The organism is Amycolatopsis sp. NPDC104587 (assembly GCF_055583645.1).
Window position 1 is genome coordinate 193,274 of record NZ_JBVJNO010000011.1, and the last position, 20,438, is coordinate 213,711.

Annotated in this window: 22 protein-coding genes and 1 pseudogene; 6 read left to right on the forward strand and 17 right to left on the reverse strand. The window is 71.6% G+C overall.

Annotated features, from left to right (window positions below):
* Nucleotides 1–6: 6 nt before the first annotated feature.
* Both ACZ61C_RS31855 and ACZ61C_RS31860 read right to left on the reverse strand, forming a co-directional pair.
* Entirely contained in the window at nt 7–2,541 is a 2,535-nt protein-coding gene (locus ACZ61C_RS31855; RefSeq protein ID WP_465311557.1) for an FtsX-like permease family protein, read from the reverse strand.
* Nucleotides 2,535–3,269: an ABC transporter ATP-binding protein gene (locus ACZ61C_RS31860; protein ID WP_465311558.1), complete on the reverse strand. Its 735-nt coding sequence runs from the start codon at nt 3,267–3,269 to the stop codon at nt 2,535–2,537. The genes ACZ61C_RS31855 and ACZ61C_RS31860 overlap by 7 nt, the downstream gene beginning before the upstream one ends.
* 125 nt (nt 3,270–3,394) lie before the next feature.
* Here ACZ61C_RS31860 and ACZ61C_RS31865 point away from each other — a divergent pair, with 125 nt between their 5' ends.
* The 3 genes from ACZ61C_RS31865 (at nt 3,395) to ACZ61C_RS31875 (ending at nt 5,501) form a co-directional block, all read left to right on the forward strand.
* Entirely contained in the window at nt 3,395–4,594 is a 1,200-nt protein-coding gene (locus ACZ61C_RS31865) for a sensor histidine kinase (RefSeq protein ID WP_465311559.1), read from the forward strand.
* Nucleotides 4,582–5,235, forward strand: coding sequence for a response regulator (locus ACZ61C_RS31870; protein WP_465311560.1), 654 nt, complete (start codon nt 4,582–4,584; stop codon nt 5,233–5,235). Before ACZ61C_RS31865 ends, ACZ61C_RS31870 begins: the two co-directional genes overlap by 13 nt.
* Nucleotides 5,236–5,306: 71 nt before the next feature.
* The gene (locus tag ACZ61C_RS31875; protein WP_465311561.1) at nt 5,307–5,501 is read left to right on the forward strand and encodes a hypothetical protein; all 195 of its coding nucleotides are present in this window, start codon (nt 5,307–5,309) and stop codon (nt 5,499–5,501) included.
* Here the strand turns inward: ACZ61C_RS31875 and ACZ61C_RS31880 are convergent.
* The 5 genes from ACZ61C_RS31880 to ACZ61C_RS31900 form a co-directional block, all read right to left on the reverse strand.
* Nucleotides 5,477–6,571, reverse strand: a complete 1,095-nt coding sequence (locus ACZ61C_RS31880; RefSeq protein ID WP_465311562.1) for a Cmx/CmrA family chloramphenicol efflux MFS transporter — start codon at nt 6,569–6,571, stop codon at nt 5,477–5,479. The two genes, ACZ61C_RS31875 and ACZ61C_RS31880, sit on opposite strands and share 25 nt — an antisense overlap.
* Nucleotides 6,572–6,726: 155 nt before the next feature.
* Nucleotides 6,727–7,668 carry a GlxA family transcriptional regulator gene (locus ACZ61C_RS31885; RefSeq protein ID WP_465311563.1) on the reverse strand — a complete coding sequence of 314 codons (942 nt, stop codon included), beginning with the start codon at nt 7,666–7,668 and terminating at the stop codon, nt 6,727–6,729.
* 49 nt (nt 7,669–7,717) lie between these two features.
* A complete protein-coding gene (locus ACZ61C_RS31890; RefSeq protein ID WP_465311564.1) occupies nt 7,718–8,083 on the reverse strand; it encodes a hypothetical protein in 366 nt (121 codons plus the stop codon).
* Nucleotides 8,084–8,097: 14 nt separating this feature from the next.
* Entirely contained in the window at nt 8,098–8,667 is a 570-nt protein-coding gene (locus tag ACZ61C_RS31895; protein WP_465311565.1) for a hypothetical protein, read from the reverse strand.
* Nucleotides 8,668–8,687: 20 nt separating this feature from the next.
* Nucleotides 8,688–9,578, reverse strand: coding sequence for a helix-turn-helix domain-containing protein (locus ACZ61C_RS31900; RefSeq protein WP_465311566.1), 891 nt, complete (start codon nt 9,576–9,578; stop codon nt 8,688–8,690).
* Between the two features lie 247 nt (nt 9,579–9,825).
* Between ACZ61C_RS31900 and ACZ61C_RS31905 the strand changes: the two are divergent.
* Both ACZ61C_RS31905 and ACZ61C_RS31910 read left to right on the forward strand, forming a co-directional pair.
* Nucleotides 9,826–10,092 (forward strand): annotated as a pseudogene (locus tag ACZ61C_RS31905) (helix-turn-helix transcriptional regulator); the annotation flags it as partial.
* A gap of 33 nt (nt 10,093–10,125) precedes the next feature.
* Nucleotides 10,126–10,719: a DUF5753 domain-containing protein gene (locus ACZ61C_RS31910; protein WP_465311754.1), complete on the forward strand. Its 594-nt coding sequence runs from the start codon at nt 10,126–10,128 to the stop codon at nt 10,717–10,719.
* Here ACZ61C_RS31910 and ACZ61C_RS31915 read toward each other — a convergent pair.
* The 7 genes from ACZ61C_RS31915 to ACZ61C_RS31945 all read right to left on the reverse strand — a co-directional run bounded on the left by ACZ61C_RS31915 (nt 10,716) and on the right by ACZ61C_RS31945 (nt 17,295).
* A complete protein-coding gene (locus tag ACZ61C_RS31915) occupies nt 10,716–11,282 on the reverse strand; it encodes a TetR/AcrR family transcriptional regulator (protein ID WP_465311567.1) in 567 nt (188 codons plus the stop codon). The two genes, ACZ61C_RS31910 and ACZ61C_RS31915, sit on opposite strands and share 4 nt — an antisense overlap.
* 60 nt (nt 11,283–11,342) lie before the next feature.
* Entirely contained in the window at nt 11,343–12,656 is a 1,314-nt protein-coding gene (locus ACZ61C_RS31920) for an ABC transporter substrate-binding protein (protein WP_465311568.1), read from the reverse strand.
* Nucleotides 12,643–13,713 carry a branched-chain amino acid ABC transporter permease gene (locus ACZ61C_RS31925; RefSeq protein ID WP_465311569.1) on the reverse strand — a complete coding sequence of 357 codons (1,071 nt, stop codon included), beginning with the start codon at nt 13,711–13,713 and terminating at the stop codon, nt 12,643–12,645. Before ACZ61C_RS31925 ends, ACZ61C_RS31920 begins: the two co-directional genes overlap by 14 nt.
* Complete coding sequence (locus ACZ61C_RS31930; RefSeq protein WP_465311570.1) at nt 13,710–14,561, reverse strand: branched-chain amino acid ABC transporter permease; 852 nt, start codon at nt 14,559–14,561, stop codon at nt 13,710–13,712. The genes ACZ61C_RS31925 and ACZ61C_RS31930 overlap by 4 nt, the downstream gene beginning before the upstream one ends.
* A gap of 28 nt (nt 14,562–14,589) precedes the next feature.
* The gene (locus ACZ61C_RS31935; RefSeq protein WP_465311571.1) at nt 14,590–15,297 is read right to left on the reverse strand and encodes an ABC transporter ATP-binding protein; all 708 of its coding nucleotides are present in this window, start codon (nt 15,295–15,297) and stop codon (nt 14,590–14,592) included.
* Nucleotides 15,290–16,099, reverse strand: coding sequence for an ABC transporter ATP-binding protein (locus tag ACZ61C_RS31940; protein ID WP_465311572.1), 810 nt, complete (start codon nt 16,097–16,099; stop codon nt 15,290–15,292). Before ACZ61C_RS31940 ends, ACZ61C_RS31935 begins: the two co-directional genes overlap by 8 nt.
* Nucleotides 16,100–16,314: 215 nt before the next feature.
* Entirely contained in the window at nt 16,315–17,295 is a 981-nt protein-coding gene (locus ACZ61C_RS31945; protein WP_465311573.1) for an ABC transporter substrate-binding protein, read from the reverse strand.
* 366 nt (nt 17,296–17,661) lie between these two features.
* Here ACZ61C_RS31945 and ACZ61C_RS31950 point away from each other — a divergent pair, with 366 nt between their 5' ends.
* On the forward strand, nt 17,662–18,573 hold the full coding sequence (locus ACZ61C_RS31950; RefSeq protein WP_465311574.1) for a Kelch repeat-containing protein: 912 nt from the start codon (nt 17,662–17,664) through the stop codon (nt 18,571–18,573).
* A 34-nt stretch (nt 18,574–18,607) separates the two neighbouring features.
* Here ACZ61C_RS31950 and ACZ61C_RS31955 read toward each other — a convergent pair whose 3' ends face one another.
* From ACZ61C_RS31955 to ACZ61C_RS31965, 3 genes are all read right to left on the reverse strand, one after another.
* The gene (locus tag ACZ61C_RS31955; RefSeq protein ID WP_465311575.1) at nt 18,608–18,877 is read right to left on the reverse strand and encodes an SH3 domain-containing protein; all 270 of its coding nucleotides are present in this window, start codon (nt 18,875–18,877) and stop codon (nt 18,608–18,610) included.
* A gap of 12 nt (nt 18,878–18,889) precedes the next feature.
* Nucleotides 18,890–19,231, reverse strand: coding sequence for a hypothetical protein (locus ACZ61C_RS31960; RefSeq protein WP_465311576.1), 342 nt, complete (start codon nt 19,229–19,231; stop codon nt 18,890–18,892).
* A gap of 228 nt (nt 19,232–19,459) precedes the next feature.
* Nucleotides 19,460–20,428, reverse strand: a complete 969-nt coding sequence (locus ACZ61C_RS31965) for a methyltransferase (protein WP_465311577.1) — start codon at nt 20,426–20,428, stop codon at nt 19,460–19,462.
* Nucleotides 20,429–20,438 lie beyond the last annotated feature (10 nt).

Genomic DNA, 20,438 nt, shown 5'->3' on the forward strand with positions numbered 1-20,438 from the left:
GGTTCCTCACTCCCTCAGCCCGATCGCCTCCACCGGCCGGGCCCGCAACGCCACCGACGTCGACAGCCCGATCGCCGCCATCCCCAGCAACACCGCTCCGCCGATGATTCCGAAATAGACGGACCACGGCCCCGACGGCAACGGGCTCCCCCGCAGCCCCACGTTCAGCAAACCCAGCGGCACCAACGCCACCAGCGTCCCCGCGACCACCGCGATCCCCACCGTCGCCACGGCCTCCAGGCGCATCATGCGGGTCACCTGGCGGCGGGTTGTCCCCACCAGCCGCAGCAACGCGAACTCGCGGCTCCGCTGCGCCGTCGTCAGGACCAGCGTGTTGGCCACCGAAATCGCCAAGTAGCCGACGATCACGCCCACCGCCACCAGATTCAGGTAGAACTGGGCCTCACTGCCGTCCGACGCCGTCGCCACCACCGCGGGCGCGAGCGCCAGACCCGGGTACAGCACCGAACGCACGGCCGTGGAAACCGCCGCCGGGTCCGCGTCCAGGGCTCGGCGGACCAGCAGGGAATCGTCCGGGCGGCCGCCGATGTGCTGGCGGGCCAGGGAAACCGGCAGCACGAAGTCACCGAACGCCATGTCGTGTGTGTACGTCGCCACCAGGCGCAGCTTCGCCGGGACGCCGTCGCCGTAGTAGAACTCGACCTCGTCGCCGATCTTCTTGTCCAGCCAGTCCGCTTCCGAACGGCTCAGCGCCACCGTCTCGCCGGTCAGGTCCGTCAGCCGGCCCGCGTCGACGCCCAGGTCGAGCGTGCCCCGGACCTGGTCGCCCGCCAGCCCTTGCGCGGGCTTGCGCTGGACGTCGAGGTCATCGCCCATCGGGGTCGCCGTGAGCACCGACGTCCGCACCACCGGCGTCGCCGCCGCCACGCCCGGCACGCGGGCCACCAGCGAAGCCACCTCCGGGGAGACTCCGGCCGGGCCGCTGATCACGTAGTCGGCCGTCGTCGACCGCGCCGACTGCTCCGCCGCGGCCGCCGTGCTGGACGTCTGGCTGTAGAACGTCGCCAGCGCGAACGCCACCGCCAGCATCAGCGGGGTCACCGCCGCCGCGACGCGCCGCGTGTTCGCCCGCGTGTTCGCGCCCGCCAGGTAGCCGCTGATCCGCCAGGCCCGCGCGAGCACCGGCGCCAGCACCCGCACGACCAGCCCGGTCACCTGCGGCCCCACCACCGCCAGCCCGATCACGACCACCAGCGCCGCCATCGTCGAGATCGCGGTCGCCACCTGGCCGTGCACGAACAGCGGCACCAGCGCGCCGCCCAACCCGGCCAGCACCAGGCCCCAGCCGGTGGCCGACCGGACGCGGCCGAGCGCACGCCGTTCCACCGACGCCTCCCCGAGCGCTTCCACCGGCCGGATCGACGACGGCCGCCGCGAGGCCGCCCCAGCGGCCAGCCGGGCCGCGCCCAGGCCGAGCAGCAGGGCCGCGACCAGCGGCAGCGGGCTGATCGCCAGCCCGAAGTCCGCCGGGATGACACCGATCGCGGCGAACGCGGCGCGCAGCCCGGACGCCACCGCCAGCCCCAGCGCGCTGCCGAGCACCCCGGCGGCCAGCGCCACCAATGTCGTCTCGATGCCGATGAGCTTGCGGATCTGCTTCGGCGTCGCCGCGACCGCGCGCAGCAGCGCGAACTCCCGCCGGCGCTGGTTGATCGTCAGCGCCAGGGTGCTCGCGACCACAAAAACCGCCACCAGCAAAGCAAAACCGCCGAACGAGCCGGCGATCGCCAGCAGCATCGTCCGCGTCTGGCTCACGTCGAGGAACTCGACGCTGCTGCGCTCGACCCCGGTGCTGACCTCGACGTGGTCCACGGCCGCGCGCACCCGCTCGGCCAGCGCGTCCGGCGCCACCCCGGGGTCGGCCAGCACGCCGATCGCGTGCGCCTGGCCCGGCCGCCCGGCCAGGTCCGCGGCGCGCTCCGGCGTGAAGAACAGCGCCGACTGCCGCGAAAGGCTGTCAACCATGCCGCTCACCTGGAACACCACCGGCGCCGACCGGGTCGTGACGCGCACCTGCCCGCCGACACCGACCCCGGCCTGGCTCGCCACCGTGGCGTCCAGCACGACTTCGTCCGGCGTCGCGGGCGCCCGGCCCGCGCTCAGCCGGAACGGCGCCAGCACGGCCGCGTCCCAGTTGTGGCCCAGCGACAACGGCCGGCCGAGCACCTGCCCGTCGGCGGTGACGACGTGCGCGGGAAAGCTCTGCTCCGCCACCGCGGCGCGGACGCCGGGAACTGAGGCGATCCGGCCGGCCAGCGCCGCCGGGACCGGCGGTTCTTCCGCCACCTGCTCGGCGGACAGCGCGTCGGCGCCGGGCGGCTGCACGCTCCGCTCACCACCGACGACGACCGCCGCGCCGGCGTACCGCTCGGTGGGGACACCGGCGCGCAGGCCGGACTCCATGAGGATCCCGCAGGCCGCCACCAGCGCGGTGCCGCACAGGATCGCGATGAACGCGCCGGCGAAACCGCCGAGCCGGGTCCGGATCGTCTGCCAGGCGAGGGTCAGCACGGTCACCACTCCCCGAGGTGCGTCATGCGCTCCGCCACCCGCTCGGGCGTGGGGTGCGCGAGGTGCCCGGCCAGCCGGCCGTCGGCCAGGAACAGCGCCCCGTGCGCCGCCGAGGCCGCGACCGGGTCGTGGGTCACCATCAGCACGGTCTGCCCCATTCCCTCGACGACGTCGCGGAGCAGGTCCAGCACCTGCCGCGCGGTGCGGGTGTCGAGGGCGCCGGTCGGCTCGTCGGCGAGCACGACGTCGGGGCGGGTGACGAGCGCCCGCGCGATCGCGACGCGCTGCTGCTGCCCGCCGGACAGCTCCGCCGGGCGGTGTTCGAGCCGCTTCGCGATCCCGACGCCTTCGACGATCTCCCGCAGCCACCGCGGGTCCGGCTTGGTGCCGGCCAGCCGCATCGGCAGCGTGATGTTCTGCAGCACGTTCAGCGACGGCAGCAGGTTGTAGGCCTGGAAGACGAACCCGATCCGGGTGCGCCGCAGCCGCGTCAGCTCGCCTTCCTTCAGCCGGCCGATCTCGGTGCCGCCGAGCAGCACCCGCCCCGACGTCGGCCGGTCCAGGCCGGCCGCGCAGTGCAGGAAGGTGCTCTTGCCGGAGCCGGAAGGCCCCATCACGGCGGTGAACGTCCCCCGCGCGACACCCGCCGACACGCCGTCGAGCGCGGTCACGGCGCCGTCGCCGGAGCCGTACACCTTCCGCACCTCGGCCAGCTCCAGCGCATACGCTGTGGTCATCTTGGTCCCCTTCGTTGTGCCTGAAGGAAAAACTAGGTTCGCGGCGGCCGCCGATCGATCCTGTGGGGAGGTGGATCGGGGGTAGCGCCAGCACCACCACGGTGGTGGGGTGGGACACTCCCGTCGTGACGACCCGGCTGCGCGAGTGCTGGTCGGCGGCCCGGTTCCTCCTGGTCGGCGCCGGCACCTCGCTGCTGTCGGTCTTCGCCCTCGCCGGGCTGTTCGCCGTGCTGCTGCTGTGCCCGTTCGGCGTCGGGATCCCGTCGCCGGCCCCGGCGATCCGGCTGGCGCGCCGGCCCGTCGGGATCGACCGCCGCCGCGCCGCGCGCCGGCTCGGCGAGCCCGTTCCGGAGCCCTACCGGGACGGCTCCCCGCTGAAGGACCCGGCGACCCGCCGCGACGCCGCGTGGCTCGCGATCCACGCGGCGACCGGGATGTTCCTCGGCGCCTTGGCGATCGGGCTGCCGCTGGGTGCGGTTCAGCAGGTCGTCACGGCGTTCGTGGGGCCGGCGGTGCCCGGCGGGATCGAGGGGTCGGTCGGGCTCGTCGTGAACTCCTGGCCGCGGGCCGGGCTGACGCTGCTGATCGGCGCCGCCTACGCCGCGTTGACGTTGCTGCTGCCACGGCTCGCGCGCTGGCAGGCCCGCACCGCGCGGCGGCTGCTCGCTCCCGCTCCCGGGGTCGTCCTGGCCGACCGCGTCGCCGAGCTGACCGCGACGCGCGCGGCCGCGCTGGAGGCGCACGGCGCCGAGCTGCGCCGCATCGAGCGTGACCTGCACGACGGCACCCAGGCACGGATCGCGGCGGTCGTGCTGCAGCTGGGCATCGCGGGACAGCTCTACGACCGCGACCCGGCAACGGTGCGCGACCTGCTGGTCAAGGCCCAGGACACGGCCACCGACGCGCTCGCCGAGCTGCGCACGGTCGTCCGCAGCATCCACCCGCCGCTGCTGACCGAGCGCGGCTTGGCCGGGGCGGTCCGCGCGCTCGGCGAACGCTCTCCGGTGCCGGTCGTGGTGGACGTCGAGTACGAAGCCGGCCGCCCGGCCGCGGTCGAGGCCGCCGCGTACTTCGTCGTGGCCGAGACGCTGGCCAACGTCACCAAGCACGCCGACGCGTCCCGGGTGGACATCACGCTCGGCGGCACCGCCGGTGTCCTGCGGCTGGTGGTCCGCGACGACGGCCGCGGCGGCGCCGACGAGTCCCGCGGCAGCGGCCTGGCCGGGATCCGGCGGCGCGCCGAGGCCTTCGACGGAACCCTCACCCTGACCAGCCCACCCGGTGGGCCGACCGTGCTGAAAGTGGAGCTGCCATGCGGGTCGTGATCGCCGAAGACGACGCTTTGCTGCGCGAAGGCCTGTCGCTGCTGCTGAAGACGGCGGGCATCGAGGTGCCCACGGCGTTCGACAACGCGGAGGACTTCCTCGCCTACCTCGAAACCGACCGGCCCGACGCCGTCGTGATGGACGTCCGGATGCCGCCGACGCACACGGACGAGGGCCTGCGCGCGGCCGTGCGGGCCCGCGAGATCCACCCGGCGCTGCCGGTGCTGGTGCTCTCCGCCCACGTCGAGACGAGCTACGCGGTCGAGCTCCTCGCGGACGGCGTCGGCGGGGTCGGGTACCTGCTGAAGGAGCGGGTCGGCAAGGTCGAGCGGTTCCTCGACGCCCTCGAGCGGGTCGCGAAGGGCGGCACGGCGATGGACTCCGAAGTGATCGGCCGGCTGATGGCCCGCCGCCGCGCGGCCGATCCGCTGGCGGCGTTGACCACGCGGGAGCGCGAGGTGCTGGCGCTGATGGCCGAGGGCTACAACAACGGCACGATCGCGGAGCTGCTCGTGGTGAGTGACGGCGCCGTGCTCAAGCACATCCGGAACATCTTCGCGAAGCTCGGACTGCCGTCCGACGAGGGCGGGCACCGCCGGGTGCTGGCGGTGCTCGCCTACCTCGGCCGCGACGCGGGGTAGCGCCGGCACCACCCCCGATCCGGGTGCGCGCGGCATCGTTTCGCCCGCGGCGCGCTTCTAACGTTTCCGCCATGACCAACACCAACGCCCCCGCCCGGACCGCGACGCCCGTCCTCCTCTGGCTGGTCCTCCTCGTCAGCGCCGCCGTCAACGCCGGCGGCCCCCTCGTCGGCCTCGACTTCACGATCCGGATGATCGCCGGCGGCGTGGTGCTCGCCGCCGGCGCCGGACTGGTCACCTACTACGTCCGGGGCCGGAAGGCCTGAACCGCCAACACCAGCACCACCAGTAGGGCCGCGGTCCAGATCGGCGCGGTGCGGCCCGCACCGAGGACCGCGCCCGCCAGCAGCGGCCCCGCCGTCGCCCCGATGTTCAACGCCGCGGTCGCGTAGGACCCGCCCATCGTCGGGGCGCCGGTGGCCAGGTGCAGGATCCGCGTGATCACCGTGCCGCCGACCAGGAACGACAACGCTCCCTGCGTGAACGCGAGGCCGACCAGCGCCGCGGGCACCTCCGCGGTGACGGCCAAGACGACCCACCCCGCGAGAAGCAGCCCACCTCCGAGCGTGATGACCCGCGAAGGCCACCGGTCGGCGAGCCGGCCCGCCGCCGTGACACCGGCGAAGCACCCGACGCCGAACGCGGCCAGCACCACCGGCACCGGCGCGACCCCGGCGGCCACCGGCGCCAGGTAGGTGAACACGCCGAACGTCGCCGCGTTGACCAGCGCGCCCAGCAGGAGCACCCCGGCCAGCGGACGGAGTTCGGCGAGCTCGGCACGCAGGTCCACCGGCACGGTGGCCGCGGGCGTGTCGGCGATCCGCCAGACACCGGCGAAGGCCGGCAGGCACAGCGCGGCGACCACCCAGAACGCCGCCCGCCAGCCGAGCAGCGCGCCGCCGGGGACCCCGGCCACACACGCCACCGTGGTGCCGCCGAGCAGGACGGCGAGCGCGCGGCCCTGCCGGTCCGGCGGCACGAGCCCGGCCGCGGCGGTCAGCGCGACGGCGAGGAAGCCCGCGTTGGCGACGGCGGCGACCAGCCGCGTCACGAGCAGGACGCCGAACGACGACGTCACCCCGCCCACGACGTGCATCACGACGAAGACGGCCAAGAAGCCGAGCAGGGCGGTCCGCCGTGGCCACGCCCGCGCGAGCGCGGCCATCAGCGGCGCGCCGGCGACCATGCCGACGGCGAAGGCGGACGTCAGGTACCCCGCCTGCGCGAGTGAGACGCCGAAGCTGTCGGCGATGCCGGGCACCAGCCCGGCGAGCATGAACTCGGACGTGCCCGTGGCGAACACGGCCAGGGCGAGGAAGTACACGGAAAAAGGCACAGCGAGACTCCAGGGAACACGAGATCGGCAGCCGACTTCGTGGTCACCCGGGAAGCCCGGGAAAGCGGGAGTTACCGGGCCGCCGGAGTGACCGGCAGCCCCGCCCTGGACGCTTCGGGGCTCGACATGGGCCCGAGCCTACGGCACCGGTCCCCTCACCCGCCCCGGAAGCTCGCCCGGTAGGCCTGCGGGCTGGTGCCGACCACCCGCTTGAACCGCTCCCGGAACGCCGTCGGCGAGCCGAACCCGACGTCGCCCGCGATGCGGTCCACCGGGTCGCCCGTCGCCTCCAGCAGGTGCTGCGCGCGCCGGACCCGGGCCCGCAGCAGCCATTGCAGTGGCGTTGTCCCGGTCTGCTCCCGGAAGCGGCGGTTCAGCGTGCGGGCGCTCATCCCCGCGTGTCCCGCGATGCCGGACAGCGTCAGCTCGGCCGCGCAGTTCTCCTCCAGCCACCGCAGCACGGGCTCCAGCTCGGAGCCGCGCGGGGTCGGCGGGGGGTCGTGGACGATGAACTGGGCCTGGCCGCCCTCGCGCTCCAACGGCATCACCGACAGCCGGGCCGCCGCGGCCGCCACCGCGGAGCCGTGGTCACGGCGGATCAGGTGCAGGCACAGGTCCAGGCCGGCCGCCGCGCCCGCCGAGCTCAGGAACTGGCCTTCGTCGACGTAGAGCACGTCCGGGTCGACCGTCACCGCCGGGTGGCGGCGGGCCAGCTCGGCCGCCGCGGCCCAGTGGGTGGTCGCGCGGCGGCCGTCGAGCAGGCCGGTCTCGGCCAGGACGAACGCGCCCGAGCAGATCGACGCGATGCGGGTGCCCCGGGCCGCGGCCGCGCGCACCGCGGCCACGACGTCCGGGGGCACCGGCGGCGGGTCCTCGGCGCGGCCGGGCAGGATGATCGTGTCGGCGTCCGCGAGCCCGCCGAGGTCCCACGGCGGGCGCAGCGTGAACGCGCCGGCGTCGAGCTCACCCCCGGTGCCGCAGATCCGGACCTCGTAGGCCGGCGAGCCGCCCAGGAGCGTCCGCGAGAAGACTTCGATGGGCGTCGCCAGGTCGAACGGGACGACCGTGTCCAGCGCGAGGACGGCCACGATGTGCATGCCCCCACGATAGATCGTCCACTATGGACGGAGGCTGCGCAGCATCACCTCAGGCGGTCGTCGCCTGCTCGATCCGCTCGAAGATCTCCATGTCCGTCACCTTCTGCCAGTCCGGCAGGTCGTCCCAGCCGGCGACGTAGGCGGGTTTGGGTTCCGGAATGTGCTTGTAGATCTGGCCGATCCAGCAAAGACCGACAAACTGGCCCTTCTGCTCACGTGTCAGCCTTGTGGCGGCTCCAGCCGTCGTCCGGATGAAGGCTGCCACCTGCTCGTAGACAGCGCTCGCACTTTCGCGCTCCCAGTCAGGCGTCTCTTCCCACGGCGCGATGTAGCTCGGCTTGGGCTCGCTGGGGTAATGCTTCTTCACACCGGCAATCCAGGCTTCGCGAAAGATACGGCCGTTGTCGTCGGACAACACACTCTCCTTGGTTACGCGGGAACAGCTTTGAGACGGGCGATCTCTTGCTCGAGGTGACGAACATGACTGTCGGACCGGAACGGAGCCAGCTGAGGACGGAGGACCGCCAGTTTCCGCCCCACGTATCCGGCGGAGCCGGTCTGCCGGGCGACGTCGAGAGCCGCATTGCCGTAAGTGACGAGCTGGTGAGTATCACGTCGCTGCACACCGATCGTGGCGAGGTCCGTCAGGACACTGCCCCGGCGGCGCGGGGAAATGTCCTGGTAGAGAGCGTTCGTCAAGGTCGCTTCGGCGAGGTCCGGGCGGCCGAGTTCGACGTAACAAGCGCCGCGTTCTTCCGCGACTCGAGAGCCTTCGAAACGAAGCCAACCGCCGGTGTGCACCGGGCCACTCAGTGCCGTGACCTCTTCAGCCACGGCGAGCGACCGTTCGCAGGACGCCAGACTGCCGAGGCCTGCATGCGTCTGGGCTTGGACGGCTGCCACCCAGTGACGAGTGGACAACTCCGGGTTTCCGCGCCGAGCGACGACAGCGGCACCTTCCAGCAGCGGCGCGGACTGATCGAACCGGCGTTCGTACACCCCGAGAAAAGCGTGCCTTGTCATTGCACAAGCCCACAGGTCGTAGGCAACAGCTTCCTTGCCCGCGGCTGCCGCCAGCGCGTAACACTGGGCAGCATCGGTGTACCGGTCCGAATCGAAGAAATCTCCCCGCACAGCTGGAACAGATCTGCGGCCGAGGCGCACAGGTGCCGCCGAACGGCTGACGTTTGCGGCTGACGCAACGCCGAGGTCAGGACATCGAGCTGTCTGCGCACGACCGGGAGCGCCAGCTGCTTGGACTTCGACCGGGAGAAGACCTGCCAAAGCTGGGTGTTCAGGCGGTCGTACTCGGCCGCGGCGGCCAAGTCGACGCGGCTCGTCGTCGCGGCGTGCTGGAGGCGGTCGATGTCCACTTGCTCGTCCAGCGCAGGCACCGCCAGAAGCGCCCCGGTCATGGAGACGAGACGCAGGAGTTCACGCCGGTTCACGTCGGCTGCCGATCGGGTGAGGTCGGCGGGCACCTCCGGTTGGCCGACCGGATCGCCGCCGCAGTCGGGTGTGTCATCTGGGAGGGCGAACCACAACGTTCGAGCGGGGATGCGAAGGACACGAGCCCACTGTATGAGCTTGGTCAGGTCTTGTGGCGGTGCGCCTGTCTCGATGCGGCTGAGCTGAGCCTGGTCGAGACCGGCCCACCCGGCCACCACGCTCTGCGAAAGCGGCCGCCCGTGCCACGGGTTCCGTCGGTACGCGTGCACGACACGGCCCATGTGGCGAGCACCGAGAGCGTCCCGCAGTTCGTCCGTCTCCCAGAAGTTCGGCGGCACTTCCGGAGCGCTGACCAGGGCATTTCCGGCCCGGCGACCACACGGTCCGCACAGCGCCGCCGGGTTGTCCTGGGCCAGCCGGGCACCACAACGGCAGTAACGGGCGCGGGGGCGAACGCTCATGCGGTGCTGCCTCGTCGGATCCGGTCGCACAGTCGGTATGACACCGATCACTCTATGCGCTCTCACGCCTGGTTTCCATGCACCCGGCGCATACCTGCGAGAGCCACTTCGTCATGATCTTCAGCCGGGCGGTGGAGCAGGGTGAACGCATGGCATCCGCGACCCTACCTCCGGCTTACGGCTACCTGCGAGTTCCGGCGTACCTGACGGACCAACAGGTACGTGATCTGGAACAGGCCGTCATCCGGTGCGCCGTAGCGCACGCGAAGCAAGACGCAGAGACACGAATCTGTCCCCCTGCCAGCCCACCGAACGAGGAGAAATCTTGAGTTCAGGGACTCGATCACCAGCTCTTCTGGCGGCCGGCAGCAGCTTGCGAGACGCTCGCATCCGACGGAAGATCAGTCTTCGTCAGCTCGCGAGAAGGCTGGGCGTCAGCCCACAGTTACTTTCGCTCTGGGAGACCGGCCATCGAGCGCCGTCCGAGAGCTCTGCGGCATGGATCCTGGGCCTGCTCCAGGCAAGCTGCGAAGAACATCAGCGGATCATGAGGCTCGTCAGCCACGCCAATGCGAGCGACTTCCTCGAACACAACGATCCCGGCGCAGAGCCTCTGTTGTGGGCTTACGAACGTCTCTCACACCGGATCTTCGAATGGTCACCGACGATCATTCCGGATTTGCTGCGGACCTCCGACCAATCTCTCGGCACGCTCCCCCGTGACCCTGCCGATCAGGACGCGCTCGACGTGGAGAGCTTCGAACGACATGTCCGACAGGGGACGTTGGCCGAAAGCAGCAGCCACCGCTACACGTTCCTCATCGGCGAAGCCGCCCTGCTGCATATGGGGCGAGAGCAGGCACGCCACATCGAATCAGCCGGCAACCGAGAACACATCCACGTGAGAATCGTGCCTGCGAGCGGAACTCCGCCTGTCCCGCTCCACCCGTTCACGGTTTTCGAGGACGAACACCGACGCGCAACTGTCGTGCTGCCGCATCACCACAGCACTTCGTACCTCACAAGTTCACCACTGGTGACGCGCTACCGCCAAACGATCGGCGATCTGACGCGCGCGGCGCTCGACGAGCCGGACTCACTCGAGTTCCTGCGCAGCATCCACAGTCAGAACGCCCATTAAGGACGGAGACTGCGCAGCATCAGGTTCGCGAAGTGCTCCCCCACCTGCTCCCCCGACAGCTCCCCCTCGGCGTGGTACCACATGCCGAGCCGGTGGATCGCGCCGTAGTGGTAGTTGATCACCAGGTCGGCCGGGACGTCGGCGCGGAAGACGCCGGTCCGCTGCCCTTCCTCCACCAGGCCGCGCACGCGCTCGTGGTAGGTGCGCCGCTCCGCCCGCACCTGGACCTGCTTGGACTTCTCCAGCAGCGGGAACGAGAGGAAGAACACGGTCGCCGCGTCGAGGTCGGCGATGCTCGTCACGACGACGTCGGCGATGATCGCGTGCAGGCGTTCCGGCAGCGGCAGGTCCGACTCGGCGATCGTCGTCATCCGGCGTGTCTGCATCCGCAGCATCGCCGTGTAGATCTCGAAGAGCAGGTCGTCCTTCGACTCGAAGTAGTGGTAGAGCCCGCCCTTGGTGACGCCAGCCTCTTCGACGATCTCACGGACCGTGGTCGCCTCGAACCCCTTCTCCGCGAACAGGCGCACCGCCGCCCGCACGACCTTGTCCCGCACGTTCATGAGACCACCCTAGGTGAGCGGACGAGCCGGTCCGCACGGCGCCACGGACCGGCCCGCCCATCACTTACCCAGCAGGTTCACCTGGTCCGGAGTGGCGCGTTCACCGGTGTACGGCGTGATGGCCCCGGTGCCCCGGTCGGTGACCGACGGTGGCTGGATCACCGTCGTCGTGGTGTCCGGGTTGATCTTGAACACGTACGCGCCGGTGTACCCGGAGTGCGAGTCCTTCGAGAACCCGAACGGCGTCAGGCCCGGCCCCTTGAGGGCGCCCGAACTCATGGCGTCGACGATCTTCTGCCGTGTCGGGTCCGGCCCGGCGGCCTTCAGCGCCTGGCCGAACGTGTACGCCTGCACCATCCCGTAGAACAGCGTGTTGGTGAGCGGCTCCTTCGGGATGTACTTGTCGTGGATGCCCTTGAAGTAGGCGACCCACGGGTCGGACGTCTGCGCGACGTCGGGCAGGTAGCCGGTGCCGATCAGGCCGTTGAGCAGCTGCGCGCTCGACACGCTGGCCCCGCCGCGCTTGGCGAAGTCCTGCAGCAGCCCGGACAGCGTCGCCGGGTCCGCGCCGATGCTGCTGACCACGAACTGCGGCTTGTACCCGATCTTCGCCGCGGCCAGGATCGACAGCGCGGTGAAGGCCGGGATGCACTCGCACACCACGACCTCGGCGCCCGCGGCCTTGAGCGCGGACAGCTGCGGCGTCACGTCGGTGTTCGCGCTGTCGTAGCCCTGCCGCGCGACGGTCTGGTCCTTGACGAACTGGTCGAGCCCGGCCTGGGTGTCGCGGCCGACGTCGTCGTTCTGCGTGAAGTAGCCGATCTTCTTGCCCGCGAAGGTGTCCTTGATGTACTTGCCCTGGATCTTGCCCTCACGCGTGTAGTCCACCTGGTACCCGAAGGTCATCGGCGCCTTCTGCGGGTTGTCCCACGCGAGCGCGCCCGAAGACACCAGCAGGTCCGGCACGCCTTCGGTGTTCAGGTAGTCGACGACCTTCGAGTGCGTCGGCGTGCCCAGGCCGCCGACGATCGCGAACACCTTGTCCTGCAGGACGAGCTTCTTGACGACCTCGACGGTCTTGGTCGGGTTGTAGCCGTCGTCCTCGACCTTGTAGTCGATCTTGCGGCCGTTGATCCCGCCGGCGTCGTTGATCGACTGGTACACCGCGCGGGCGCCGACGGAGATCTTGCTGTACCCGGGCGCGGCCGGGCCGGTGAGCGGCTGGTGGGTGCCGATGACGACGGAGTCCTTCGTGACACCGACGGCCGAGTCGGCGGCCTGCCGGCCACCGCCGTCGCTCTCCCCCGCACCGCCGCACGCGCTGAGCGCGAGCGCCAGCACCGCGATTCCCGCGACGGTTCTAGTGGTTCTCATGGTTCTCCTTCTTTTCGGCGGGTCGACGGAGAAGTCCGCGCAGCCGGTGGAAACCGCCCTGGATGCCGCGGGGGAAGGCGAGCACGACGACGATGAGGATCACGCCGTACACCGCGAGCGGGAGGTTGTTGGCCACGTCGGTGTTCAGGTGCAGGACGTCGGCGAGGTCCTCGGACCAGGCCTGGAAGTACACGAGCGCGACCGCGCCCCACAGCGCTCCCCACAGCGACCCGAGCCCGCCCAGCACCACGGCCGCCAGCAGGCTCAGCGACAGCGCGGGGGTGAACGAGCCGGGGGCGGCCGTGCCGAGCAGGAACGCCTGCAGGCCACCGGCGAGCCCGCCGCAGACGGCACTGATGAGGAACGCGAGGATCTTCGTGCGGCCGACGGCGATCCCGCCCAGCGACGCGGCGACCTCGTCGTCCCGCACGGCGCGGAAGTCGCGGCCGAGCCGCCCGCGGACGATGTTCAGCACCAGCACCAGCGCGATGAGCACGCTGAGCCAGACGACCCAGGTCTGCCAGCGCAGCTCGGGAACGGCCACCCCGGACGGTCTGCTGTGGACGGTGAAGCTCAGGCCGTTGCTGCCGCCCAGGAAGTCCTGGAACCGGCGGGTCAGCGCGGGCAGCCCGACGGCCAGCGCGAGCGTCGCCCCGGCGAGGTACGGCCCGCGCAACCGGGCCGCGGCGGCCCCGGCCAGCAGCCCGGCGAGCCCGCCGGCCGCCGAGGCCAGCAGCAGGTCGGCCCACAGCGGGAACGACGGCACCCGCCGCACCAGCAGCGCGACCGTGTAGGCGCCGATGAACATGAACGCGCCGTGGCCGAGGGAAACCTGGCCGGTGAGACCGGTGAGCAGCGTCAGCCCCGCCACCGCGACCAGGTAGTAGCCGATCGTCGCGATCCGGAGGTTGGTGAACTCGTCGGTGACCAGGGTCAGCACCACGACGACGGCGAACGCGGCCAGCGCGTACAGGACGTGGACGACGAACGGCGGCAGCGTCCGCTTCTTCGTCACCGTCTTCACGGGGGTTTCCGGAAGACTCGTGCGCACCGTCATACCCGCCTCACCTTCGCGCGGCCGAACAACCCGCTCGGCCGCACGATCAGCACGACGACGAGGATCGCCAGCGCGGCGATCGTCACCATCTCCGGTCCCAGGTAGCCGGACACATAGGACAGTCCGATCCCGAGCACGAACCCGCCGACGATGGTGCCCAGCGGGTTGTCGAGCCCGCCGAGCACGGCCGCGGTGAGGGCGTAGACGAACACGCCGTCCAGCACGTTCGGGAAGAGGAACGGCGGGGTGGCCAGCAGCCCGGCCAGCGACCCGACGGCCGCGGCGAGCCCCCAGCCGACGGTGAGCATCAGCCCGACGCGCACCCCGAGCGTGCGCGCCACGTCCGGGGCGAACGCGGCGGCGCGCATCCGCAGGCCCAGCGGCGTGTACTTGAACACCACCAGGACGAGCGCGGCGATGGCGAGCACGGTCAGCACGACGAACAGGTCGTTGGCGGAGAACCGGCCGACGAAGTCGAACGCGTACGGGAAGGCCAGCGGCTCGTTGGACCAGATCATGCCCGCGATCGCCTGCAGGACCAGCAAAAGCCCCAGGGTGACGATGATCGAGCTCAGCTCCGAGCGGTGCCGCAGCGGCCGGATCAGCAGCCGTTCGGTGGCGACGCCCAGCAGCGTCCCGGCGACGATCGCGACGGCGAAGCCGAGCCAGTAGCTGCCGGTCGCCTTCGTCACCGAGTACGCGAGGTACGTCGAGATCAGGGCGAGGGCGGGTTGCGCGAAGTTCACCACCCTCGTGGCCCGGTAGATGATGACCAGCGCGAGCCCCAGCGCCGCGTACACCGCGCCGGCGGAGATCCCGCCGAGGGTCAGGTCGAAGAAGTCCTGCATACCGGGCCCGTCACCTCCAAGTAGACGTTCAGAAACCGAGGTAGGCGTGGCGGAGGCCGTCGTCGGCCAGCAGCTCCGCCGCGGTGTCGACGGCCACCACGCTGCCGAGCGCGAGGACGTACCCGTTGTCCGCGATGGACAGCGCGCTGTGCGCGTTCTGCTCGACGAGCACCACGGTGAGCCCGGTCGAGGTCCGCAGGTCCCGCAGGATCGCCATGATCCGCGCGGTGATCAGCGGCGCGAGGCCGAGCGACGGCTCGTCGAGCAGCAGCAGCTCGGGCCGGCTCATCAGGGCGCGGCCGATGGCCAGCATCTGCCGCTCACCGCCGGACAGCGTCGACGCGGGTTTCGCCGAACGTTCTTCCAGCGGTGGGAAAAGCTCGTACACCTCGCGTTTGGCGGCCGCGCGGTCGGCGCGGTCACGCCGCCACAGCGCGCCCAGCCGGAGGTTCTCCTCGACGGTCAGCTCGGTGATCACACCGCCGCCCTCGGGCACGTGCGCGACCCCGCCGCGGGCGATGCGGTCCGGCGCGCGGCCGGTCAGGTCCGTGCCGTCCCAGGTGATCCGGCCGCCGCGGGCCGGCTGCAGGCCGCTGATCGTGCGCAGCAGCGTCGTCTTGCCCGCGCCGTTCGCGCCGAGCACCGCGGTGATCCCGCCGCGCTCGACCTTCAGCTCGACGCCGTCGAGCGCGCGGACGGCGCCGTAGGCCACGGAAAGCTCGCTGATCTCAAGCACCGGGCGCCTCCTCGGCGGGGTCACCGAGGTAGGCCTCGGCCACGCGGGGGTCGGCCTGGATCTCGGCCGGCGTGCCCTCGGCGATCACCTCGCCGAAGTTGAGCACCACCACGCGGTCGCAGACCTGCATGACCAGGTCCATGTGGTGTTCGACGAGCACGACCGCCATGTGCCGGCGCAGCGAGAGGATCAGCGTCGCGAGCTCGACGAGCTCCGCGGCCGAGAGCCCGCTCGCGGGTTCGTCGAGCAGCAGCAGGTCGGGCTCGGCCACCAGCGCGCGGGCGAGGGCGACGCGTTTGCGCACCCCGTAAGGCAGAACCCCGGGCAGCCGATCGGCGAGGTCGGCGATCCCCAGCTCGCCGAGCGTCTCCCGGGCGCGGGCCGCCAGGTCGCCTTCGTCGCGCGCCGAGCGGCCCGCGCCGACGAGCGCCGGGAGCAGGCCGGTCCGGGCGTGCCTGCCCGCGCCGGCCATCACGTTCTCGAGCACGGTCAGCCCGGCGAAGAGGCCGAGCCCTTGCAGCGTCCGGACGATGCCGAGCCCGGCGAGGTGCTCGGGACGGTGCCGGACCAGCGGCTCCCCGCGCCACAGCACCCGGCCGGACTGCGGCCGGACGAAGCCGCAGACGACGTTGAACAGCGTGGTCTTGCCGGCGCCGTTGGGCCCGATGACCCCGACGACCGTGCCCGCGTCGACGCTCAGCCGGACGTCGTGCAGCGCGGTGAGGCCGCCGAAGCGCACGGTGAGGCCGTCGACCACGAGCAGGTCCTCGCCGGGCAGTGCCTCGCCAAGCCGTGTCGTCATCGACGCTCCTGTCTCACCAGGTGGACCAGCCCGTACCGCGCGGTCGGTATGAAGAGGGTGGGGCGCGACGCCGGTCGTGTCAAGGTGCGACGGGATCTTGGCGGACGGTCCGAAAATTTCGGGAAGCGAGCCCGCCGAGGGAAGTCCTTACGCCACAAACGGCGAAGGGCGGGTGCGCTGGTCCGCGCACCCGCCCTTCGCCGTCCGGCTCCCGGTCAGCCCGTGCCGGCTTGCGGCGCGAGCATCGAGGAGGCGTCGATCTTCGTCTGGACGACACCCAGCTGCTGCAACAGGTCCGGCACCCGCTGGATGCGGCGAGCGTCCAAGGAGGACCCGAAGGCCGGCATCACCATCAGGCTCGCGATGTCCTGGTCCACCTTGGCGTTGCGGACGACGAGCGGCTCGATCCGGGCCCGGTCCACCGCGGCGCGCGTGGCGTTGAGCATCGCGCGCTGGAACGCGCGCATCGTCTTCGGGTTGTCCTGGACCCACTTGGCCGTGGCGCCGAAGCCGGTGAGCGGGAAGCCCTCCGTGCTGCCGCTGGCGGCGTCGATGACCGGGAAGGCGCCGGCCGTCTTGGCGGACTGCGTGAGGAACGGTTCCGGCTGGTAGGCGGCGTCGACCCGGCCCTGCGCCAGCGCGGACCCCATCTCCGGCAGCGGCATCGGGACCCACTGCACCTTGGTGGCGTCGACCCCGTGGTCGCGCATCACGGACCGGGTCAGCACGTCGGAGGCCGCGTTCTTCGAGCTGATGGCGATCCGCTTGCCGCCGAGGTCGTTCACGGTCTTCACCGGCGAGTTCGGCACGGTGACGATCTCGTTGCTGCGCGGGCTGGCCGACGTCGCGTCGGCGATCAGCCGGAGGTCCGCGGTGCCGCTGCTCTTGGCCAGGAAGAACAGGGTGTAGGTGGACAGCGCGAGGTCGTCCTGGCCGCCGGCCATCCGGTTCAGCGCGTCTTGGCCGCTGGCGCCCAGGTCGGTCTGGACGTCGAGCCCCTCGGCCTTGAAGTAGCCCCCTTCCTGGGCCAGCCACAGGCTGGCGAGGTCCACCGAGGCGAAGATGGCAACTTTGATCGACGGCTTTTCGACGGCGCCGCCGCTGCCCGATCCGCTTCGCTGGCTGCACCCGGCGGCCAGCAGGGTGAGCACGAGTGCGAGCACGGCGAGCCGTCGTGTCGTGGCGCGTGGGGGCATGCCACTCCTTGCAAAAGAATCTTGAGAGCCCGGAATCCGGCTCGACGAGCCATGATTCGCCGGACTGTAGATGACGATTTCCGGGTCCGCAATTGTGGTGCCGAGAAATGCGCGAGCCCTCGGAAAGCAGGTAAGCACACACAGGACGGTGCTCACCAAGGGAAAGAAACCCACGAGAAACCGGCACACAGCGTGATCGTCGGCCGCCATCCGGCCGAACCCACTACGGCGGATGAGCGCAGCCGCGTGCCACCGGCCCCGACCGATCACAAAACCGATCACTCGCACCGCGGCGAATTGTGAAAAGTGGATCAGCCGTAACGAACCCGGGCGGACCGGAGACTCTGGCGCAAAAAGGGTGGGAAGATGACCGAATCCTGGAAGTACCGGCCACCGATGCTCGCTCGGCGGTCCGGCCACGAAGCCGTGACCGCCGGGGGCGGCATCTTCGTCTTCGGCGGCGCCGAGGGGGCCGGGGACTTCGGCTCGGTGGAGACCCGCCGGGTGGCGGGCGACGGGGAATGGCGCTTCGTGAGCCCGATGCCGACGGCGCGGGCGGGCCTCGCGGTGGGTGTCGCCGGCGGACTGGTCCACACCGCGGGCGGCCGCACCGCCGACGACCGGGCCACGGACGTCGTGGAGGTCTACGACCCGGCGGGCGACCAGTGGGCCGCGGGCCCGCCGCTACCCGGGCCACTGGACTCGGCCGCGGGCGCCGGGTTCGCCGGGAAGGTCTACGTGGCAGGCGGTTTTGCCGAAGAAGCCACAGACGCGATGCTCATGCTCGACCCGGCAGATCCGCGCCCGCACTGGGTTCCGGTGGCCCCGATGCGCACACCGCGGGCCGCCTTCCGGCTGGTCGCCGCGGGAGGACACCTCTACGCGCTCGGCGGCCTGCCCGGCCGACGGCAGGACGCGCTCGACTCCGTGGAGCGGTACGACCCGGCGTCGGACACGTGGGAAACCGTGCCGCCGATGCACAAACGGCGCGGGCTCCCGGGCGCGGCCGTGCTGACCGGGGACGGCCGGACCCGGATCGTGGTGGCCGGCGGTGGTCCCGTGCCGGGCCGGGACGCGACCACCGGGGACCGGACGACGGAGGTCTACGACCTGGCCACGCAGGAGTGGCGGCTGGTGAGCGGGCTCCTGCCGCAGGGCCGGCCTTCGCTCGTCTGCGCGCCGCGGTCGGCGAACCGGGTGCTCGCGATCGGCGGCGGCGCGGGGCTGTTCGGCCGGCTGATCACCGTGCCCGACGTGCTTTCGCTGAAGATCCCGTGAGGGGCCGCCACCCGGCGGCGACGGCCCCCGCCGGTCAGCAGAACCAGCCGGCCTGGATCCAGCCCCGCTGGTTCACGTGCCCCATCGCGTACCCCTCGGCCCAGTCGCCGCTGGGCGAGTACCGCGACAGCTCGAAGTGGTCACCGCGGTAGAGGGTGCCGATGATGACGCCGGCCGGCTGCGTCCGGACGTAGAGGTCCTGGGCGCAGATTTCGTGCACGGTGCCGGCCGAAGCGGCCGGGGCGAAGGTGAGCGCGGCGGCGGCCGCGAGGGCCGCGGCCGCCGTGCTGCGTGCGGTGGTCATGGGAGCTCCTGGTCAGTTGAGGGAGAAGCAGCTGCGGAGCAGGAAGCCCCATTTGCTCGTGCCGTGCCAGAAGACGTCGGCCGAGTTCTGGTCCGAGGTGATGTAGCGGACGCCGATGTAGTTGCCCTGCACGAGCGTCGCGATCGGGTCGGAGTGGCCCTGGCCGGGGGTGTAGTTGCCGAAGAGCGTGGCGCTGGCGCAGGTGATGTGCGCGGCGCGCGTCGGCACCCACGGGTCGCTGATGGTCCCGCTTCCACTTTGGACGGTCGCTTCGGCGGGCGCGACCGCGAGGCCGCCCGCCGCGACGGCCAGCAGGGCCACCGCGCACGCGCGTTTCACCGTGGTGAACAACATTTTGGTCCTTTCCGGACGGCTGTTGTGCCGTACGGAAAAGAACTACCGAGTCCGCCGGTCGGGCGGAAGCCCACGGGATGACCGGGCGTGCACAGTTCGGGTCTGCCCGTGCACCCGCTCCCGCTCAGGTGATCTTCCCCGCGGCTTCGGACGGCCGCGGCAGCCACGTGATCGTCCCCGAGAAAACCGACACCGGCGTCATCCGGGCGGCAAGCCCCACAACAGCGCTTATCCGATCTTGAACTCCAGCAGGCACCGGCCCGCTGTCAGATCCACGACCGCGTCGAGCGCCAGCCCGTGTGCCGCGGCCAGCGCGCGGAACTCCCCGACCCCGCGCTCGCGGCCGCCGAAGATCACCAGCATCGCCAGGTCCGACCCAGTGTCCGCCCGCCGGCCCCCGACCGGCTCGACGACCAGGACCCGCCCGCCCGGCGCCGCGGCTTCGACGCAGCGGGCCAGGATCCGGTGGGCGTGCTCGTCGTCCCAGTCGTGCAGGATGTCGCTCAGCAGGTAGGCGTCCGCCCCCGGCGGCAGCGGGTCGAAGAAGCTGCCCGCGACGACCTCGGCCCGGTCGCCGAACGCTTCGAGGGTGCGCGCGGCCCCGGCCGCGGCCGGACCGAGGTCGACCAGCGTGCCCCGCGTCCCCGGGCAGGCCGTGAGGATCGCGGCCAGCAGCTCCCCGGTGCCGCCGCCGACGTCGACGAGCGTGGGGAACCGCGCCCAGTCGTGCCCGGCGACGATGCCCGGCACCTGGTCGCCCAACCGCAGCTCCATCTGCCGGTCGAACGACTCGCGCAGCGGTGGGTGCGCGGCGAGGTCGGCCCAGAAGTCCTGCCCGTACCGGCGCGCGTAACCGCCTTCGCCGGTGGTGACGCTGTGCAGGAGCTCGACGAACGCCAGCTCGGCGCGCCCGCCCGCGGTGTCCAGGCGCAGGAGGAGGTTCGTGAAGCCGTCACCGCAGAGCTCGGCGCCGTACTCGGTGGTGCGGTAACCGCCGGAGGTGTGCTCGAAGAAGCCCAGGGTCGTGAGGTGCCCCAGCAGCAGCCCGAGCGGAACGGGCGCGGCACCGAGCTCGGCCGCGAGGTCGTCGGCGGTGGCACTCGTGGCGCGCAACCGGTCCGGCAGGCCCAGCGTCACCGCCACCCGGATCGCCATGGGTGTCGCCAGTGAGGCCAGCCGAAGGATGTCGTTCCCCATGGGCCGATCA

Excerpts from the sequence above, each read along its gene's own strand:
- ACZ61C_RS31965 (WP_465311577.1), bottom strand. The coding sequence starts at position 20,428 with ATGGGGAACGACATCCTTCGGCTGGCCTCACTGGCGACACCCATGGCG.
- ACZ61C_RS31945 (WP_465311573.1), bottom strand. The coding sequence starts at position 17,295 with ATGCCCCCACGCGCCACGACACGACGGCTCGCCGTGCTCGCACTCGTG.
- ACZ61C_RS31950 (WP_465311574.1), top strand. The coding sequence starts at position 17,662 with ATGACCGAATCCTGGAAGTACCGGCCACCGATGCTCGCTCGGCGGTCC.
- ACZ61C_RS31930 (WP_465311570.1), bottom strand. The coding sequence starts at position 14,561 with ATGCAGGACTTCTTCGACCTGACCCTCGGCGGGATCTCCGCCGGCGCG.
- ACZ61C_RS31925 (WP_465311569.1), bottom strand. The coding sequence starts at position 13,713 with ATGACGGTGCGCACGAGTCTTCCGGAAACCCCCGTGAAGACGGTGACG.
- ACZ61C_RS31960 (WP_465311576.1), bottom strand. The coding sequence starts at position 19,231 with ATGTTGTTCACCACGGTGAAACGCGCGTGCGCGGTGGCCCTGCTGGCC.
- ACZ61C_RS31920 (WP_465311568.1), bottom strand. The coding sequence starts at position 12,656 with ATGAGAACCACTAGAACCGTCGCGGGAATCGCGGTGCTGGCGCTCGCG.
- ACZ61C_RS31885 (WP_465311563.1), bottom strand. The coding sequence starts at position 7,668 with ATGCACATCGTGGCCGTCCTCGCGCTGGACACGGTCGTCCCGTTCGAC.
- ACZ61C_RS31910 (WP_465311754.1), top strand. The coding sequence starts at position 10,126 with ATGAGGCTCGTCAGCCACGCCAATGCGAGCGACTTCCTCGAACACAAC.
- ACZ61C_RS31900 (WP_465311566.1), bottom strand. The coding sequence starts at position 9,578 with ATGAGCGTTCGCCCCCGCGCCCGTTACTGCCGTTGTGGTGCCCGGCTG.
- ACZ61C_RS31940 (WP_465311572.1), bottom strand. The coding sequence starts at position 16,099 with ATGACGACACGGCTTGGCGAGGCACTGCCCGGCGAGGACCTGCTCGTG.
- ACZ61C_RS31860 (WP_465311558.1), bottom strand. The coding sequence starts at position 3,269 with ATGACCACAGCGTATGCGCTGGAGCTGGCCGAGGTGCGGAAGGTGTAC.
- ACZ61C_RS31915 (WP_465311567.1), bottom strand. The coding sequence starts at position 11,282 with ATGAACGTGCGGGACAAGGTCGTGCGGGCGGCGGTGCGCCTGTTCGCG.
- ACZ61C_RS31955 (WP_465311575.1), bottom strand. The coding sequence starts at position 18,877 with ATGACCACCGCACGCAGCACGGCGGCCGCGGCCCTCGCGGCCGCCGCC.
- ACZ61C_RS31870 (WP_465311560.1), top strand. The coding sequence starts at position 4,582 with ATGCGGGTCGTGATCGCCGAAGACGACGCTTTGCTGCGCGAAGGCCTG.
- ACZ61C_RS31875 (WP_465311561.1), top strand. The coding sequence starts at position 5,307 with ATGACCAACACCAACGCCCCCGCCCGGACCGCGACGCCCGTCCTCCTC.